Source organism: Pedobacter sp. W3I1 (genome assembly GCF_030816015.1).
Lineage (GTDB): Bacteria > Bacteroidota > Bacteroidia > Sphingobacteriales > Sphingobacteriaceae > Pedobacter.
Map to the genome: position 1 here is coordinate 3,892,892 of NZ_JAUSXN010000001.1, position 20,723 is coordinate 3,913,614.

5 protein-coding genes are annotated in these 20,723 nt (G+C 40.5%); all 5 read right to left on the reverse strand.

What is annotated here, in order from left to right:
- Positions 1–10: 10 nt before the first annotated feature.
- The 5 genes from QF042_RS16110 to proS all read right to left on the reverse strand — a co-directional run bounded on the left by QF042_RS16110 (position 11) and on the right by proS (position 20,697).
- Entirely contained in the window at positions 11–15,511 is a 15,501-nt protein-coding gene (locus QF042_RS16110) for a PKD-like domain-containing protein (RefSeq protein ID WP_307530168.1), read from the reverse strand.
- Between the two features lie 591 nt (positions 15,512–16,102).
- On the reverse strand, positions 16,103–16,717 hold the full coding sequence (locus QF042_RS16115; RefSeq protein ID WP_307530170.1) for a Crp/Fnr family transcriptional regulator: 615 nt from the start codon (positions 16,715–16,717) through the stop codon (positions 16,103–16,105).
- Positions 16,718–16,829: 112 nt separating this feature from the next.
- Entirely contained in the window at positions 16,830–17,681 is an 852-nt protein-coding gene (locus QF042_RS16120) for a TIGR02757 family protein (RefSeq protein WP_307530172.1), read from the reverse strand.
- 204 nt (positions 17,682–17,885) lie between these two features.
- Positions 17,886–19,025: a cystathionine gamma-synthase gene (locus QF042_RS16125; RefSeq protein ID WP_307530174.1), complete on the reverse strand. Its 1,140-nt coding sequence runs from the start codon at positions 19,023–19,025 to the stop codon at positions 17,886–17,888.
- Between the two features lie 199 nt (positions 19,026–19,224).
- The gene (gene proS / locus QF042_RS16130) at positions 19,225–20,697 is read right to left on the reverse strand and encodes a proline--tRNA ligase (RefSeq protein WP_307530176.1); all 1,473 of its coding nucleotides are present in this window, start codon (positions 20,695–20,697) and stop codon (positions 19,225–19,227) included.
- Positions 20,698–20,723: the final 26 nt, after the last annotated feature.

Below are 20,723 nucleotides of genomic sequence, written 5' to 3' on the forward strand. Positions count from 1 at the left end.
TTCTTCCCTATTAGTTTTTAAATGCCCTAATCAGGGTGATATAACCTTTAAACACTTTCCATTCATTATTTCCACCTTTTCTGGCGCGCAGCAAATAATAATAAGTTCCTTCATTCAAACCTTCACCTGTCCAGTTATTCTGGTAGCCTTTGGCACGAAACACTTCGTTACCCCAGCGATTAACAATGGTGATTTCGTTCTCCGCAAATTCGGCCAGGCCATTAATCTCGAAAGTGTCATTTATACCGTCGCCATTTGGCGTAAACAAGTTCGGAATCAATAAATCATCGCCTGTTATGGTTGCTGCATCTGCCTGAACCATGTTATTATTTAATATTGGATCTGGCTGATCTGCTTTTACTGTTGCTGAGTTGTTTAATACACCAGCAGCTAAGGTTCTTGCTTTAAAGGTTAGTGTTGCGCTCTGATTTAAATCTAAACTTCCAACTAACCATACTAAATCTCTGCTTGTGGTGGTATAAGTTGTTGCACCGATGGTAACCGTAATTTCTTTAGGCGCGTCGATAATAGTCGAAAGCTTATCCGTAACGGTAACTCCTGTCGCCCTGTTTGGGCCTTTATTGGTTACGGTAATTTTATAGGTTACATCAGAACCTGTTTTAATATCGCCTTTGGTTACCAATTCTTTTGTAACCATTAAATCAGCTGATTTATCTACGGCCATAAGCGCTTCTGGCTTAATGGTTATTCCTGTCGGAGCAGTCATTATAGCCACATTTTTTATCGTATTGTAGCTATTTACATCTGGAGCAACTTTCGCATCAAAAGTTAATACCGTACTCGAATTGGCCTGCATATTAATCGTCCATTTCAAAGTATTACCCATAACAGTACCGTAGCCTGAAACAGAATTAGGAATATAAGTTAAGCCAGCAGGAAGTTCATCAGTTATAGTCACTCCATTTAATGCAGAGCCTCCTGTATTTTTAATTTGAAGCGAATAGGTCAAAATTTCATTGGCCTGTGCTTTGCCATCTTTATTGCCTTTGCTATCAACAACAGATTTACTGCCTTCCAGCATCCCATCTGTAGGGATCGATACAGCCGGGCTCAATGGTGTTGAGGTATTTCCGGGATCGGTTACCGTAGCGGTGTTATTCACACTTAAAACACCTGAAGGAATAATGGCATTAACCGTTACTTTAAAGCTTACCTGCACCTGTCCGTTGGCAGGAATGGTCAAATTGTTCCAGTTTAATACATTGCCGACTAATGATCCGCCATTATCTGCACTCGCACTTATATAAGTAGTATTAACCGGAATTGCGTCGGTAATCTTGACACCCATTCTGGCAGCATTTCCGTTGTTTTTAACAATAATATGATAAGTTAAAACCTCATTTGCTTCGGCCTTTCCGTTGTTATTGGCATCGGTAACAGTTTTTGAACTTACAATTTTAGGCAATTCCAAAATAGTAGGATAATCGTTGTCTTCCTCCGTTCCCGAAACATCAGAAACTGAAGTTCCAGCTGGCGTGGTAGCCGCAAGTGTAGCCGAGTTTCTTACCGAACTTGCATTTTTCTCGGCCTGCGTAATGGTATAAACGGCCGTAGCCACCGCGGTTTGATCAGGTGCGATACTTGCAGGCGTAAAAGTAATTGTTGATGAAAGTTTTGGATCAAGCAAACTGAAATTGCTTAAAGTAACATTCCCGGTATTTTTCGCGGTAAAAGTATAGGTAACCGAATTTCCATCAGCACTTAAAACACCAGTTTTAACCAAGGTAAGGCCTGGCGTTTCTTTAATAGGAAATACCGTAGGATCATCAGGCGCCAAGGTTCTCGGATCATCTGAAAGTTTACTCAGTTTATTAGCACCCGAATATTTGGCAACCAAACTTGCCTGGTTTATAAACTTTCCATTATCAATTTCTGGCTGCGTTAAGGTGTGTCTGGCTAAAATCAAAGCGGTTTCAGCAGGTTCTAATTTACTGATGGCAGCAGGTGTAATACTACCCAGATCGGCTCCCTCATCGGTTACCACAATATCAGTTAGCGTAACATTACCCGTATTGGTTACCTGGATACTGTACTCAATTACTTTAACCACACCTGCACTGTTGGCAAATGTTTTGGTAAACCTAACTGATGGATTGGCTACAATTGTAGTAAAGGTTGCGTCATCTGCTGCAGGAGTTGATGGATCGTCGGATACTTTCACGATCGCATTTCCTTTCGGATCTTTTACGTTTGCACTTACCTGATTACTGAAACCACCAGCATTTACATCACTTTGTTTTACGGTATGTTTAGCCGTGATATTTATGGTAGCACCAGGCAATACTGAAGTAATATTCGAAGGTGTTAAACTGCCGGCATCTGCATTTGCGTCAACTAATGTAATATCGGTCAAAGTTACATTCCCCGTGTTTTTGAATATAATGTTATAATTGATCACATCGCCGGCCTTGGTTGCACTGTTTGTTGCCGATTTGGTTAAGGTGAAACCTGGCGATGGCGTTAATTTGGTTACCGTAGCATCATTTGGTGCTGGTGTAGACGGGTCATCAGACAATTGGTTAATCACATTGCCTTTATTATCAGTTAATTTTATTGATGCCTGGTTGGTAAACGATCCCTGGTTGATATCAATTTGTGTTAAAGTATGTTTTGCCGTAACATTAACGCTTGCACCCGGAGCCAAAGTTGCAATGCTTGCCGGTTTGATTGACCCGACATCAACTGCAGCATCACTCAGGATTAAATTGCTTAGCGTAACACTTCCTGTATTGGTAATGGTGAAGTTATAATCGATCGATTCGCCAATTTTCATTCCTACAGCACTGGCTACTTTTGTAAAAGTAAGTGAAGAAGTATTTGAAATTGGTGTTTCCGTAGGATTATCGTTTCCGCTTGCCGTTCCAGAAATATCGGTAATGGTATTTCCGGCAGGTGTTTTAGCACTTACCGAAGCAGTATTACTTACTGATCCGGCATCTTTATCACTTTGTGAAAGCGTATAAACCTGATTGTAGGTAAAGCTTGCTCCTACCGCCAATGCCGTAGAGAATGTTTTATTCAATGCTAATTTCTGATCAATCAGCACTACATTATTTAAGATTACATCGCCAATATTGGTAATATTAAAAGTATAAGTAATGCTGTTGCCATCTGCACTTAGTGTACCTGTTTTAACCAATGCTACCTTGCCTTTCATGATAGGCGTGGTAACGGTTGATTGATTATTTATATTTTCAGGATCTGTTGATTTGGCGGTTGAACTCAACGACACACTGTTTACTAAATCTGTTCCGGAAAATGCTGCTGCAACACGGCCATTAACGGTTAAACTTACCTGTTGGCCAGCCAACAGGTCTGCTGTAAGAGTAAAGGTTTTTCCGGTTGAGCTATAAGTTCCGCCGATTGCATTGTAGCTTACATTTTCCAATCCTGCCGGAAGATTTTCTATCAATCCGATGGATTCGCCGCTTAATACCGTAGCAGGTCCGTTGTTTTTAATCGTGATGGTATAGCTGATATCACCATTTGTTTCAACAGCAGTTACATTAGCTGTCTTGTTGATCTGAAGATCGGTAATCCAGTTCGGGATACTTACGGTTATAACAGCTGTCGAAGTTTTTCCGGCATCCAGTTTATCGCTAATCTGATAAATAAGCGTATAAACTCCAGGAAGCGTTCCTGCCGTAACATTTACTTTTCCGGTTGCCGGATCAATGTTAATTTTTGGATTCGAAGTTGAAATTTGATTGATTACAACGGTAGCTGTAGTCGCAGCTGAAACATCATTATATTTATCGTTAACCAGGATATTTTCAACAGCTATACCACCCGTAAAACCATTTGCTGATCCAGCATCGTCTTTGGCCAAAATTGTACTTGTACCAACCGTTATGGTTACAGTAGCCGTTTTTGCCTGACCTGGATTCAGTTTATCTTCAATCTGGTAAACCAAAGTATAGGTTCCGGCCGGAGTGTTTGGCGCAACGTTAACTTTTCCAGTTGTTACATCTAAACTAACATTTGGATTAGTGGTTGAAACCTGGCTTAATTTTACATCATTTAATGTTGCTGGATTGCCGTTGTAGGTATCGTTAGCCAATACATTTTCAACTGCCGTTCCACCTGCGTAGCCGTTTGCATCACCTGAATCATTTGTGGCAGTCAATACTGGTGCACCAACCGTGATGGTTACCGTAGCTGTTTTCGTCTGACCTGGATTCAGTTTATCTTCAATCTGGTAAACCAAAGTATAGGTTCCTGCCGGAGTGTTCGGTGCAACATTCACTTTCCCAGTGGTTACATCTAAAGTAACATTCGGATTGGTAGTTGAAACCTGACTTAATTTTACATCATTTAATGTTGCTGGATTGCCGTTGTAGGTATCGTTAGCCAATACATTTTCAACTGCCGTTCCACCTGTGTAGCCGTTTGCATCACCTGAATCATTTGTCGCAGCCAATGTTGGTGCACCAACCGTAAAGGTTACAGTAGCTGTTTTCGTCTGACCTGGGTTCAGTTTATCTTCAATCTGGTAAACCAAAATGTAGTTTCCTGCCGGAGTGTTCGGTGCAACATTCACTTTTCCAGTGGTTACATCTAAAGCAACATTCGGATTGGTAGTTGAAACCTGACTTAATTTTACATCATTTAATGTGGCTGGATTGCCGTTGTAGGTATCGTTAGCCAATACATTTTCAACTGCCGTTCCACCTGTGTAGCCGTTTGCATCACCTGAATCATTTGTCGCAGCCAATGTTGGTGCACCAACCGTAATGGTTATAGTAGCTGTTTTTGTCTGACCTGTGTTCAGTTTATCTTCGATCTGGTAAACCAAAGTATAGGTTCCTGCGGTAGTGTTCGGTGCAACGTTAACTTTTCCAGTGGTTACATCTAAAGTAACATTCGGATTGGCAGTTGAAACCTGACTTAATTTTACAACATTTAATGTTACTGGATTACCATTGTAGGTATCGTTAGTCAATACATTTTCAACTGCCGTTCCACCTGTGTAGCCGTTTGCATCACCTGAATCATTTGTCGCAGCCAATGTTGGTGCACCAACCGTAATGGTTACAGTAGCTGTTTTCGTCTGACCTGGGTTCAGTTTATCTTCAATCTGGTAAACCAAAATGTAGTTTCCTGCCGGAGTGTTCGGTGCAACATTCACTTTTCCAGTGGTTACATCTAAAGCAACATTCGGATTGGTAGTTGAAACCTGACTTAATTTTACATCATTTAATGTTGCTGGATTGCCGTTGTAGGTATCGTTAGCCAATACATTTTCAACAGCCGTTCCACCCGTGAAGCCGTTTGCATTTCCTGAATCGTTTACCGCAGCCAATGCAGGTGCAGCAACCGTAATGGTTATAGTAGCTGTTTTTGCCTGACCTGTGTTCAGTTTATCTTCGATCTGGTAAACCAAAGTATAAGTACCTGCGGGAGTGTTCGGTGCAACGTTAACCTTTCCTGTCGTTACATCTAAAGTAACATTTGGATTGCTGGTTGAAACCTGACTTAATTTTACATCATTTAATGTTGTTGGATTGCCGTTATAAGTATCGTTAGCCAATACATTTTCAACAGCTGTTCCGCCGGTGAAGCCATTAGCATTTCCTGAATCATTTGTGGCAGTCAATGCAGGTGCACCAACCGTGATGGTTACCGTAGCTGTTTTAGTCTGACCTGGATTCAGTTTATCTTCAATCTGGTAAACCAAAATGTAGTTTCCTGCCGGAGTGTTCGGTGCAACATTCACTTTTCCAGTGGTTACATCTAAAGTAACATTTGGATTGCTGGTTGAAACCTGACTTAATTTTACATCATTTAATGTTGCTGGATTGCCGTTGTAGGTATCGTTAGCCAATACATTTTCAACAGCCGTTCCACCCGTGAAGCCGTTTGCATTTCCTGAATCGTTTACCGCAGCCAATGCAGGTGCAGCAACCGTAATGGTTATAGTAGCTGTTTTTGCCTGACCTGTGTTCAGTTTATCTTCGATCTGGTAAACCAAAGTATAAGTACCTGCGGGAGTGTTCGGTGCAACGTTAACCTTTCCTGTCGTTACATCTAAAGTAACATTTGGATTGCTGGTTGAAACCTGACTTAATTTTACATCATTTAATGTTGTTGGATTGCCGTTATAAGTATCGTTAGCCAATACATTTTCAACAGCTGTTCCGCCGGTGAAGCCATTAGCATTTCCTGAATCATTTGTGGCAGTCAATGCAGGTGCACCAACCGTGATGGTTACCGTAGCTGTTTTAGTCTGACCTGGATTCAGTTTATCTTCAATCTGGTAAACCAAAATGTAGTTTCCTGCCGGAGTGTTCGGTGCAACATTCACTTTTCCAGTGGTTACATCTAAAGTAACATTCGGATTGGCAGTTGAAACCTGGCTTAATTTCACATCATTTAATGTGACTGGATTACCGTTGTAGGTATCGTTAGCCAATACATTTTCAACTGCTGTTCCGCCGGTGAAGCCGTTGGCATTTCCTGAATCGTTTGTGGCAGCCAATACTGGTGCACCAACCGTTATGGTTACAGTAGCCGTTTTAGTCTGACCTGGATTCAGTTTATCTTCAATCTGGTAAACCAAAGTATAGGTTCCTGCCGGAGTGTTCGGTGCAACATTCACTTTCCCAGTGGTTACATCTAAAGCAACATTCGGATTGGTAGTTGAAACCTGACTTAATTTCACATCATTTAATGTTGCTGGATTGCCATTGTAGGTATCGTTAGCCAATACATTTTCAACTGCTGTTCCTCCGGCAAAGCCGTTTGCATTTCCTGAATCGTTTGTGGCAGCGAATATAGGTGCAGCGACCGTGATGGTTACAGTAGCTTGTTTGGATTGACTTGCATCTAATTTATCTACGATTTGGTAAACTAATGTGTAAACGCCTGCTGCTGTATTTGGTTTTACATCTACCTGTCCGGTTGCAACATTAAGCGTTACATTAGAATTTGTTGTGGAAACTTGTGAAAGGCTTACATCATTTAAAGTTGGAGACGTTGAAGTTCCATTGTAAGTGTCATTTGCCAATACATTAGCAACTGCGGTTCCACCTGTTACCGAGTTAGCTGTTCCTGCATCATCTTTTGCCAATAAAGCTCCTGAAGTCACCGTAACCTTAACCGTTGCAGTAGAAGTTTTAGTAGCATCCAGTTTATCGGTGATCGTATAAGTTAAAGTATAAACACCAGCAGGTGTATTTGTTGCAACACTTACCGCTCCCGTTGTTGGGTCAAGGCTTACTTTGCCATTGCTGTCATTAGTACCGTTGGTGATGGTGACATCAGCCAAAGTTGGGGCAACATTAGTTCCATTGTAGGTATCGTTTACTAAAACACTCGCAACTGCTGTTCCGCCTGTTACCGAGTTTGAAGTACCGGCATCATCCTTAGCCAATAAAACTCCTGAAGCAACCGTAACTTTTACCATTGCGGTCGATGTTTTCGAAGCATCCAGTTTATCGGTAATAGTATAAGTTAAAGTATAAACACCAGATGGGGTATTCGCCGCAACACTTACCACTCCCGTTGAAGGATCAAGGATTACCTTGCCATTACTGTTGTTTGTTCCATTGATAATGGTCACATCATTTAAGGTCGGAGCAGTTGAAGTTCCGTTGTAAGTATCATTTGCCAAAACATTCGCAACTGCGGTTCCACCTGTGACCGAGTTAGCTGTTCCTGCATCATCTTTCGCCAATAAAACTCCAGAAGCCACAGTTACTTTGATTGTAGCAGTAGAGGTTTTTGAAGCATCCAGTTTATCGGTGATGGTGTAGGTTAGCGTATAAACACCAGCCAAGGTATTGGCTGCAACACTTACCGCTCCTGTTGTAGGATCAAGGATTACCTTGCCGTTACTATCATTAGTACCATTGGTGATGGTTACATCATTTAAGGTCGGAGCGGTTGAAGTTCCGTTGTAAGTATCATTTGCCAATACATTCGCAACTGCGGTACCACCTGTTAACGAGTTGGTTGCTCCTGCATCATCTTTCGCCAATAAAGTTCCTGAAGAAACCGTTACCTTAACCGTTGCGGTAGAAGTTTTCGAAGCATCCAGTTTATCGGTGATCGTGTAAGTTAAAGTATAAACACCAGATGGGGTATTCGCCGCAACACTTACCACCCCTGTTGTAGGATCAAGTGCTACTTTACCGTTACTATCATTAGTACCATTGGTGATGGTTACATCATTTAAGGTCGGAGCGGTTGAAGTTCCGTTGTAAGTATCATTTGCTAAAACATTCTCAACTGTGGTACCACCTGTTATCGAGTTGGCTGTTCCAGCATCATCCTTAGCCAATAAAACTCCTGAAGCAACCGTAACTTTTACCATTGCAGTCGAAGTTTTTGAAGCATCCAGTTTATCGGTGATGGTATAAGTTAAAGTGTAAACGCCAGCAGGTGTATTTGCTGCGACACTTACCGCCCTTGTTAAAGGATCAAGTGTTACTTTACCATTGCTGTCATTTGTTCCTTTAGTAATGGTAACATCAGAAAGAGTTGGGGCGGTTGAAGTTCCGTTGTAAGTATCATTTGTTAAAACATTCGCAACTGCGGTTCCACCTGTTACCGAGTTTGAAGTACCGGCATCGTCTTTAGCCAATAAAGCTCCTGAAGAAACCGTAACCTTAACCGTTGCAGTCGAAGTTTTCGAAGCATCAAGTTTATCGGTAATGATGTAAGTTAGCGTGTAAACACCGGCTGGGGTATTGGCAGCCACACTCACCGCTCCTGTTGTTGGATCAAGTGTTACTTTGCCATTGCTATCATTTGTACCGTTGGTGATGATCACATCATTTAAGGTTGGAGCTGTTGTAGTTCCGTTATAAGTATCGTTGGCTAAAACATTCGCAACTGCGTTTCCACCTGTTACCGAGTTAGCTGTTCCTGCATCATCTTTCGCCAATAAAACTCCTGAAGCAACCGTAACTTTTACCGTTGCGGTCGATGTTTTCGAAGCATCCAGTTTATCGGTGATCGTGTAAGTTAAAGTGTAAACGCCGGCAGGTGTATTAGCAGCAACACTTACTGCTCCTGTTGTTGGATCAAGGGTTACTTTACCATTGCTGTCGTTTGTACCGTTGGTGATGGTCACATCATTTAAGGTCGGAGCGGTTGAAGTTCCGTTATAATTATCGTTTGCCAAAACATTCGCAACCGCCGTTCCACCACTTACAGAATTTGAAGTACCGGCATCGTCTTTTGCAAGCAATGCACCTGAAGCAACCGTTACTTTTACCGTTGCAATAGAAGTTTTCGAAGCATCCAGTTTATCGGTGATCGTATAAGTTAAAGTATAAACGCCAGCAGGTGTATTTGTTGCAACACTTACCGCTCCCGTGGTTGGGTCAAGGCTTACTTTGCCATTGCTGTCATTAGTACCGTTGGTGATGGTGACATCAGCCAAAGTTGGAGCTGTTGCCATTCCATTGTAAGTATCGTTCGAAAGCACGTTTGTTATTGCTGTCCCTCCTGTTACCGAGTTTGAAGTACCTGCATCATCCTTAGCCAATAATGCACCCGAAGCCACCGTTACTTTTACCGTTGCAGTAGACGTTTTTGAAGCATCCAGTTTGTCAGTGATCGTATAAGTTAAAGTATAAACACCAGCAGGTGTATTGGCAGCAACACTTACCGCTCCCGTTGTTGGGTCAAGGCTTACTTTGCTATTGCTGTCATCAGTACCGTTGGTGATGGTCACATCAGAAAGAGTTGGAGCTGTTGCCATTCCATTGTAAGTATCGTTCGAAAGCACGTTTGTTATTGCTGTCCCTCCTGTTACCGAGTTTGAAGTACCTGCATCGTCTTTTGCCAATAAAGTTCCGGAAGCTACCGTCACTTTTACCGTTGCGGTAGAAGTTTTCGAAGCATCAAGTTTATCGGTGATCGTATAAGTTAAAGTGTAAACGCCTGCAGGTGTATTTGCGGCAACACTTACCGCTCCCGTTGCAGGGTCAAGTGTTACCTTGCCGTTGCTGTCGTTCGTACCGTTGGTGATGGTGACATCACTTAAGGTCGGAGCGGTTGAAGTTCCGTTGTAAGTATCGTTTGCCAAAACATTCGCAACCGCCGTTCCACCACTTACCGAATTTGAAGTACCCGCGTCATCTTTAGCCAATAAAGCACCAGAAACCACCGTTACTTTTACCGTTGCAGTAGAAGTTTTCGAAGCATCCAGTTTATCGGTGATCGTATAAGTTAAAGTATAAATGCCAGCAGGAGTATTTGCTGCGACATTTACCGCTCCTGTTGCTGGATCAAGGGTTACTTTACCATTGCTGTCGTTTGTACCGTTGGTAATGGTCACATTAGATAAGTTTGCTTGTGCACCACCATTGTAAGTATCATTACCCAGAACATTCGTTATCGCCGTTCCACCGGTAAAGCTATTGGCGCTTCCACTATCATTAACAGCTAATATCACGCCTGTAACCAAATGGATCGTAACAGTTGCTTCTTTTACATTTCCAGGATTTGCTTTATCTTCTATCTGATAAACCAATGTATAATTTCCAACAGGTGTACCCGGAAGCACATTCACTTTTCCCGTAGCAGGATCAATAGATATGTTAGGATTTGAACTCGAAACCTGAGAGATGGTCACATTAACTAAAGTAGCCTGGTTACCATTCACTTTGTCGTTAACCAAAACATTGTTAACCGCAACACCACCGGTTACTGCACTCAAAGTTCCTTCATCATCAACAGCGTAAACGCCAGTATTGGTTACAGTAGGCGTATCGCTGCCCTCAGTTGTACCCGAAACATCAGAAACATTGCCATTTAACGGATCTTTTCCATTAACCGTAGCCGTATTACTAACTGATCCAGTGGCCCTTTCCGCAGTGGAAATCGTGTACGAAGCTGTAGCCGTTGTGCTCATTCCAGGCGCCAGTGTTGTGGCAGCCAATATTATTGCACTTGTAACTTTACTATCTGTTACCACCAAGTTATTCAAAGTTACATTACCCGTATTTTTTACGGTAAACAGGTAACTAATCGAATTTCCATTAACGTTTAATGTTCCTGTTTTCACCAAAGTAACCGCCGGACTTAAAACAATGTTAACATCAGCTGTTGCTGTCTTAACAGTCGGTAGCTCGGTGGTATTAACACTTGCGGTATTGGTAATCTTTCCAGTGTTATTGGTTGGATTACCATTGTTATTTAAATCTGATTGAAGTACAGTATAAGATCCATTATAGGTCCAAGTTTCGCCTTTTTCTAAAATATTATCTGTATTTCCGATTTTCGTAGGATTGTTTAAATTACCTCCAAGCAAGGGATCGCTAACTATTATGTTATTTTGATTTGCATTCCCGGTATTGGCTACCGTAACGGTGTAATTGATAATATTTCCAGCTTTATTAACCAAGGAAACATCTGCAGACTTGGTAATCGATATCGACGAGCACACTGGAACAGATACGGTTATAGTAAATGCATTACCAATGCACGCACCTGTTACAGTCGCTTTTGGCGTTACAGTATACACGATTGTTTGGATACTGTTACTCGTATTGAATAAAGTTTGAGTGATTGTATTGCCCGATCCATTAGCTGCCCCCGTTACATTAGCATTTGCATTTACCGTCCAGGTGAATGATGCTGGAACTGAATTCCCACCCTTAGCAGTATTATTGATATTTAATGTTTGAATATTATAACTAAAAATTCCTGCACAATCTAAAGTCCAGGCATCATTAAATCCTTTTGGTGTTGGATAGATCGTTACAGTAATCTGTGCACGAGTTGCACTCTCACAACTGTTTAAAGTCTGACTCGCATAATAAGTTCCATTGGCTAAAGCTGTAGTCGAAGCCAAAGCCGTTCCACCTGTTGCCTGCGTATACCATTTAACAGATGTTCCTGTTGCGGCTAAATTGGCAACAGTAGCGTTTGAGATTTCACAGAAAGTCTGATTGCTTGCAGTCGGCGCTGGTGTAGCCGTAATGGTTACCGTGATCTGTGCACGGGTTACACTCTCACAACTATTTAAAGTCTGACTCGCATAATAAGTTCCATTGGCTAAAGCTGTAGTCGAAGCCAAAGCCGTTCCACCTGTTGCCTGCGTATACCATTTAACAGATGTTCCTGTTGCAGCTAAACTGGCAATAGTAGCATTTGAGATTTCGCAGAAAGTCTGATTGCTTGCAGTCGGTGCTGGCGTAGCCGTCCTTACAATAACATCGAAAGTAAAACTTGCTCCACTACAACCATTGTAAATTGGCGTTACAGTATATCTTACAGTAGCATCAGCTCCAGAGGTGTTTGTTAAGGTTTGCGAAATTGGCGCCGTAACCGCAGTAGATTGATTCGAAAACCCAGAGGCTGTTCCGTTTGATAAAGCAGCCGTCCAGGTATAAGTTGTTCCATTTACATTGCTATTTGGCATAATACTAAATGCGGATGCTGAACAAATGGCCGTTCCGGTTGCTGAAGCATTAGGTGTAGGCACCACATATACCGTTATCGTGAAAGCATTACCCGCACACGATGAATAAGTAGGCGTAACCGTGTAGGTTGCCGTTTGTAGCGTTGTACCTGAATTGGTTAAGGTTTGATCTATCGAAAGCTGATCAGCACCAGCGGTTCCACCGGTAATATTTGCAGAAGAAAGCGTTGGACTGGACCATGTGTAGGTTGTTCCATTAGGCACATCAATTGGGGCAAAAGCAAAACTACCTGTTTTACAGATGTAATAAGTTTGATTGGCAATTACCGGACGAGGTGTTACTGTTACATTTGCAGTTCCCGAAGCGGCATTGGTACAACCTCCGCCAGAAACAATGGCTCTATAAAGCGTAGTAACAGTAATATTGGTATAATTTAAAGTTGTTGTCGTATTTGCAATTGTTGTCCAGTTTATACCATTATCAGTTGATGATTCCCAACGTACAACAGTTGAGGGTGCACCAGATAATGTCAATGTACCATTTGAACCAGAGCATACGGTACCTGCCCCACTGATCGTTCCGGTCGAATTAATAGTTACAGTATGATTTGCCGTTTTAGTTCCGCATATACCTACAGCAGTCGCTGTAATCGTAACAGTACCACTATAAACAGACGACCAGGTTACCGCACCGCTATTGGCATTAATTACACCAGAATTTGCAGGACTAATGCTATAAGTAATTCCAGTGGCATTGCTGGCTGTTGCCGAATAGGTCTGTGTGCCGAAGCCTTGACAGCGGGATGAAGTAGCACCCAAAGCAAAAACAGGGGTAGTTACCTGAGGACTAACCATGATAGACCCTGTTGTAGTAATAACCGTAGCAGATGGAGACCCATAAGTTGCTCTTACTGTATAATTATAATCACCAGCATTGGATACCGTCCCTGCATCAATGGTTAAAATGGTATTTCCTCCAGCGGTAGTAGTTCCATAACTTAAACCCGAAGCACCCAGACCTTTTACTAAAATGGTAGGGGTTCCTGTAATCTGATATTGAATAGCCGTAGTAGAAGCTCCCGAACAAATGGATTGCGCATCTGTTCCCGAAGCCGATGTTAATGAAATGTCAACCGGTGTAACACTAGCAGAAGCGGTATTATTCGACAATACAGGTTCTGCCTGAGATCCGGTTACGGTTGCTATATTGTTATAATTTCCAGAATTATTAACCTTAGCCGTTATAGTTAGCGTAAGACTTTGCCCCGCATTCATACTACCTATCGACCACAAACCTGTAGCCGGATCATAAGATGTTCCGGTAGCAGCTACATTTGAAACGTAAGTATATCCGGAAGGAAGTAAATCGGTTGCCGAAACGCCTATCGCATTACCAGTACCAGTAACCGTACCTGAGGCAAGGTTCGAATTTTTTACTGTAATGGTAAAATTAACTGTCCCTCCCTTTGACGGTGATGTATTGTCAACTGCTTTGGTTAAAATCAAATCAACATTACATAAGGCAATGGTTATTGGTAACGATTGGGCACTAATGCCGCAGTCTAATTGCGACGTGACCGTATATGTACCAGAAACAGGTGCCTGATAAGTATTACTTGTAGCGCCTGTAATCGCTGTGCCATTAAGATACCATTGGAACGGGGCAACACTGCTTGGGTCTGCACTAAGCAATGCCGAAGCACAATCTGCCTGTGTATAAGTAGGTTTTAGCGCTTTTTCCGGAAAAGGAGAAAGAAAGTTTGACATTGAAAAGCCAGCCCCTTGTTGAACCATATTAACAGTTAACCTCGCTGTACTGCTCAAGCTAATCACATTCGGTTTACCAATATTATCGTTAGTAAAATCGATCAAATATTGCCCTGTTGACCCCATTTGCCTTCTTATCCCCACCCCAGTAATAGTTTCAATATCTTTGTTGGCATAAAGGTTATCAGTTGAAAGCAATACTTTAGCAATCGGATCCTGTGTAATGATATAAGCGAAATAAGGCAGATCAGTAGCTTCATTAAGTGCCCTAAACTTCATCGTTTCAACTTTTTTGGATCCACCACAGGCAGAAATTGGTGCCAAAGTGGCAATATCAACTTCGCAGCCAGAAGCTGTACCCGAATAAGCCACAACATTTTTGTTCGCTACTATTTTGGTAGAAGAATATTGCAATCCCTCTTGTCCATTACCCGCTGTAGTACCTGCAACTCCATTTGGAAAACTCACAAAGCTTCCGGCGGCAATGAGGTTGTAAGTGTTGGTACTCTGTAAAACACCTGCAGTATTAAAATTATAAACGGTTACAGACGTATTTGGCTCAGAGGCAATGATTGTAGTCTGCTCAGAAATGTTATTTCCGCCACCCCTTACAACGATATATTCATTACCTAAAGCAGTAATAGGAGGCACTGGATTTGATGCTCCATCATAACAAGCTGTGCTTACTGTAGGTGCATCAAACTGTGCGCTTGTATTCATTACCGAAGGACCAGAAGTTTCTACTAACGACCCCATATTGGCGCTAAACAAGTAACTCTGACCAGCATTCAATGTAGTAGTAGCTACACCGTTTATATTTACAACTGTATTATTTTCAATTGCCATTACACTGTAAACAGGCTTATGCTGCCTTGTACTGTAATTTGGGTTGTTGCTGGTATAAATCTCTCCGTTTCGGTAATAACCTGCCCTAAATTTATTTCCTATGGCCGCATCACCGAAACTGAATAAAGATGCATTGCCTTTTATATAACCATCGTCTGTAGCATCAGAAGCCACATTTCGGATATTTACATTTATCGCAGCCGTCGATTCTACAATCAACCCCGCTGCATTAACGTTTGTATTTAACGAAAAATAAGGAAAACTGGTAACACTGCCCGTAAAACGGTAACGGCCAGGAGATCCGGCAACAACATTCGTTAAAGTGGTTATTAAAGTTCCATCACTTTTTTTTACGGTAACAGAAATCGGTGTTGTACTCAGTGTAGAAACAACAAGTTCATTAGCAACAGTAAAGTATTGCCACGGTGCAGGGGCTATATAGTGTTTCTTGTAGGTTTGTGCAGTAGCCGAAGAATTAAAAACCAGTAAAAATAACGACAATGTCATTAGTTTAAAACATGTTTCTTTTTGAAAACAGAAGAGAAAGCGTTGTATAATTTTATTCATTTTCCACTTGGAAATAATAGGGTAATCACTGCATATAAATAACCTCATCCGATGAGCACAAAATCTTCCTAAAAAGGTTTTTTCCAATAAAAAATTCTCTTTACAGGATGCAGTAAAAAACAGCGTTTATACGCTGATTATAAAACACTTTTGAAGAGATAGAGACTATTTTAAAATGCCGTTTTTAAGGGCCGCAAAAGTATGTTATTTTTCACAAGTCTGCAAGAGCCAAAAAACCATGATATTGCCAACATATTTTGTACTTAAATTGTCAAAAACTGTATCAACAATACTACAAAGCGAATAAAAAAAGAAATTAACTTTTACTATGCTGGCAGACAATTGCCAATTGACGAAATGTTTTTTTGATATTAATCAACAACTATATAATAATATGTAGTATTTATACTACTGATTATACACGTAAATGTTGTTTTCAAACATAAACAAAAAGGGCTTAGGATCTGTTAAAATCCTAAACCCTTTACTTAAAAAAACAAGAAAATAAAATCGAATTTAAAAGAATTAAATCTTAGCCCTAATCCTACTCAATGTTTCGAGCCTGATGGCTAAGAAAGAAGCAATATGTTTTAAAGAAACACGGTTAATTAAATCAGGGAATGAGATTAAAAAACGTTTGTATCTTTTCTCGGCTGATGAAATCCGGCACAGGTAAGCACGCTCCTCTGCCGAACGGTAATATAACTCCATCATCTTTCTTCCAACAATATTGGCCTCAGGAAAATTTTCGTAAAGGTATTCTGATAACACTTGCGGGATCGCAACTAAATCAACATCTTCTAATGCCTGTAAATACTCTTCCGAATCGCTATCTATCCATAAATTGCGTATGGTACCTACCACTTCATTCTCTTTGGCAATCCATGTGGTAATCTCGTTATCCCCATCTTTAATAAAACCCCTAACTACACCTTTAACAATTAAAAAAAGGAACTTGTTACGATCTACCGGCGAAACAAGATATTTATTCTTTTTATAGCTGATTGGGAATGTGTGCTGATTGATCCGCTTTTCTATTTCATCATTAAGCGGGTGAAATTTTTTAAAAATTGATACCAGTGGAGAAAAATTATTGTATTTCTTCCATCTATCTTCATCAGATAAGTTAACTGCGATCATAGCAAGACATTTGGATAGACGCAATCCTACTAATGAAGCAGGACTATATGTAAGTATAAGAAGATTGAATCAAAAAAAGAATTTTTTTTTGACTTTTCTTAATTTTGAAAAATTAAAGTAACTTTTCTACACCTAAGCCAAATAAAGCAAAATCATACTTCACCGGATCGGAAGGATCGAACTGTTTCAGATTTTCGGTTAATTCAATTGCAGTTAACCAATCGGTCTGCTTTCTGTTAATTAGTCCAAGTAACCGCCCCACCCGATCTACATGCACATCGCAGGGGCAAATTAAATCTTTTGGCTGAAGTGTATTCCAGATACCAAAATCGACACCTTTTTGATCTACTCTAACCATCCACCGCAAAAACATATTTAAACGTTTACAGGTAGATTTTTGCTTTGGCGAGGAAATGTGTTTCTTCGTCCGGTGAGGAAAATCTTCTAAAGAGAAAAAATACTGCCTGAAATGGTTCAATGCCTGCTCTATGGAAAAGTTAAGCTCATCAGCGTAACATACTTCCGAGGCATATGTTATTTCAGGTTTTATTGATGAAACTGCTAAATATTCAGACCTAAAAACATCTTGCTTTGGTACAAATGCCTGCTCCAAACTGTCGAAATTTTGATAATGTTGCTTAAAAAATGAAATAAAATAAAGTAAATCGGTATCGTTAAAGGTACGGTGTTTAAAATTCAGCAGACGCTTCAAATCACTATCCGTATGGTTTAAAACAAAATCATAAGGTGCATTATTCATCCGGCCAAGCAGTTCCTTACATTTATTAATAATTGTTTTCCGCTGCCCCCACGCTAAAACCGCAGCAAAAAAACCTGCAATTTCTATATCCTGTTTTTTTTCGAAAAGATGAGGAATACAAACCGGATCGTTTGCTATAAAATTAGGCTGATTATATTGTTCAACTTTACTATCAAGAAAATTCTTTAACTCCAGAAATTGCATCGTTAGCTTCTTTTAAGACGTAAATAGCAGCACAATTGTTGCCATTTAAACCGGATTGAAACGGTATCCTTTTTTGTTTTCAATACTTTAATAAAGCAGCAACTTCACAAAAAAGATTTAGTGTAAAGCCGGACTACTATTAATTTAGAATAGGGCTTGCTTTACAAAAAAGCGGGCAAATATTTTATCTGCCCGCTCTAAATATTATGCTAATGCATTTGCCAGATCTTCTAAAAGATCATCGATATCCTCCACCCCTACGCTTAAACGCAGCAAGTTGTCGGTAACCCCTACTTTCTCTCTTTCTTCTTTCGGGATAGAGCCATGAGTCATGGTAGCAGGGTGATTAATTAAAGATTCTACGCCACCTAAAGATTCTGCCAGCGTAAACACCTTGAAATTAGACGAAATCCTAAATGTTTTCTGCAAGTCAGCACCTTTTAGTGTAATCGAAATCATACCACCAAAACCACGCATTTGCTTTTTAGCTACATCATGATTGGGGTGATCTTCAAAACCCGGCCAATAGATTTTGTCAACCTTTGGATGTGTTTTTAAATAATGTGCAATACGCTCTCCATTTTCGCAATGCGCTTTCATTCGAAGATGAAGTGTTTTAATTCCTCTCAAAACTAAAAAAGCATCTTGCGGACCTGGTGTTGCACCACAGGCATTGTAAATAAACCAAAGATCTTTATACAATTGCTCATCGTTTGTTACCAAAGCACCCATAACTACATCAGAGTGTCCACCAATATACTTGGTTACCGAGTGCATCACAATATCAGCACCCAAATCGATCGGGTTTTGTAAATAAGGCGATGCAAATGTATTATCAACCGTGAGGATTAATTTTTTCTCCTTTGTAATTTTTGCTACCCCTTCAATATCGATAATCTGCATGGTAGGATTGGTAGGTGTTTCTATCCAAACCAATTTCGTTTTATCATTGATGTACGGTAATATATTTTCCGGCTTAGAAAGATCCAGAAAGTGGAATTTGATTCCGTATTTAGTAAAGATTTTGGTAAAGATCCGGTACGAACCTCCGTACAAATCGTTCCCGGTAATCACTTCGTCGCCTGGTTGCAATAATTTTAATACGGCATCTGTTGCACCCATTCCGCTTGAAAAAGCCAAACCATATTTAGCATTTTCTAAAGCAGCTAAACAATCTTCCAAAGCTTTACGTGTTGGGTTTGTTCCTCTCGAATATTCGTACCCTTTGTTATCTCCAGGAGATTTTTGCCAATAGGTAGAGGTTTGATAAATCGGCGTCATTACAGCACCCGTTGTTGGATCAGGCTCTTGACCCGCATGTATAGCTTTAGTTGCGAATTTCATTTTTTTTTAGATTTGAGATGTGAGATTTGAGTCATGAGATGAAATCTAAATCTCAAATCTAATGTCTCAAATCTCATATCTAATTAATACATTAAAATCGTTAGTCAGAAGTTTCAAAACGTTTAACTAGCGACTCTAAACTTATCTTTAAAACGTCTGCAAGGAGACTTACGGCTCCGAACTCACGACTCAGGACTTACTAATACGCTCTTGCAAATAATACCCTTTGTATAGATGGTTTTCCTGAATAAATACAAACACCATCTTCCAATTTGTTGTCTAATGGAATACAACGTATAGTCGCTTTTGTTTCGTCTTTTATTTTTTGCTCCGTTTCTGATGTTCCATCCCAATGTGCTGAAATAAAACCGGCTTTGGTATCTAACAATTCCTGAAACTCTTCATAACTGTTAGCTTCAGTAATATGCTCATCACGATAAGCTAATGCCTTGTTAAACATACTTTGCTGAATATCTTCCAGTAGTTTAATGATGTAAATATCCAATCCTTCCTGAGGTACAGTTTGTTTCACCTTGGTATCTCTACGGGCAATTTCGACTGTTTTATTTTCCAAATCTCGACCACCAATGGCAATACGGATTGGCACACCTTTCAACTCATAATCAGCGAACTTAAATCCAGGGCGCTGTGTATCTCTATCATCATATTTAACAGAAACCCCCATGCCTTTTAAACGCATGGTTAATTCATTTACATAAGTTGATATCTTGGCTAAATCTTCATCTCCTTTATAAATCGGAACGATAACCACTTGAATTGGTGCTAATTTTGGAGGAATAATCAATCCTGAATCATCACTGTGCGCCATAATTAATGCACCCATTAAACGTGTAGAAACGCCCCATGAAGTAGCCCAAACATAATCTAATTTCCCATCTTTACCCGTAAACTTAACATCAAAAGCTTTGGCAAAATTCTGACCTAAAAAGTGAGATGTACCTGCCTGTAAAGCTTTGCCATCCTGCATTAAGGCCTCAATACAATAAGTATCTAAAGCACCCGCAAATCTTTCATTTGGCGATTTACGACCTCTAATGACCGGAACAGCTAACCAATTTTCTGCAAAATCGGCGTAGATATGCAACATACGTTCCGTTTCCTCGATCGCCTCTTCTGCTGTAGCATGAGCGGTATGCCCTTCTTGCCACAAAAATTCGGCTGTACGTAGAAACAACCTGGTACGCATTTCCCATCTTACCACATTCGCCCATTGATTGATCAGTAATGGTAAATCACGGTACGATTGGATCCATCCTTTATAGGTGTTCCAGATAATGGTTTCGGAAGTTGGGCGAACAATTAATTCCTCCTCTAATTTCGCCGTTTCATCAACCACAATATTTCCGTTGCCGTCATTTTTTAACCGGTAATGTGTAACAACGGCACATTCTGTCGCAAAACCCTCAACGTGAGAAGCTTCCTTAGAGAAAAATGACTTTGGGATGAATAATGGAAAATAGGCGTTCTGGTGTCCTGTATCCTTAAACATCTTATCTAAAACAGCCTGCATTTTTTCCCATATGGCATAGCCATTTGGCTTTATAACCATACAACCACGCACAGCAGAGTGCTCTGCTAAATCTGCTTTTAATACAATATCATTATACCACTGGGAATAATCTGCTTCTCTACTTGTAATTTCTTTGCTCATGTTATGTATTTGGAACGTAATTTGTA

What these genes read in the sequence shown, in the direction of transcription:
- QF042_RS16115 (WP_307530170.1), bottom strand. Translation starts at nt 16,717, where the DNA reads ATGATCGCAGTTAACTTATCTGATGAAGATAGATGGAAGAAATACAAT.
- QF042_RS16125 (WP_307530174.1), bottom strand. Translation starts at nt 19,025, where the DNA reads ATGAAATTCGCAACTAAAGCTATACATGCGGGTCAAGAGCCTGATCCA.
- proS (WP_307530176.1), bottom strand. Translation starts at nt 20,697, where the DNA reads ATGAGCAAAGAAATTACAAGTAGAGAAGCAGATTATTCCCAGTGGTAT.
- QF042_RS16120 (WP_307530172.1), bottom strand. Translation starts at nt 17,681, where the DNA reads ATGCAATTTCTGGAGTTAAAGAATTTTCTTGATAGTAAAGTTGAACAA.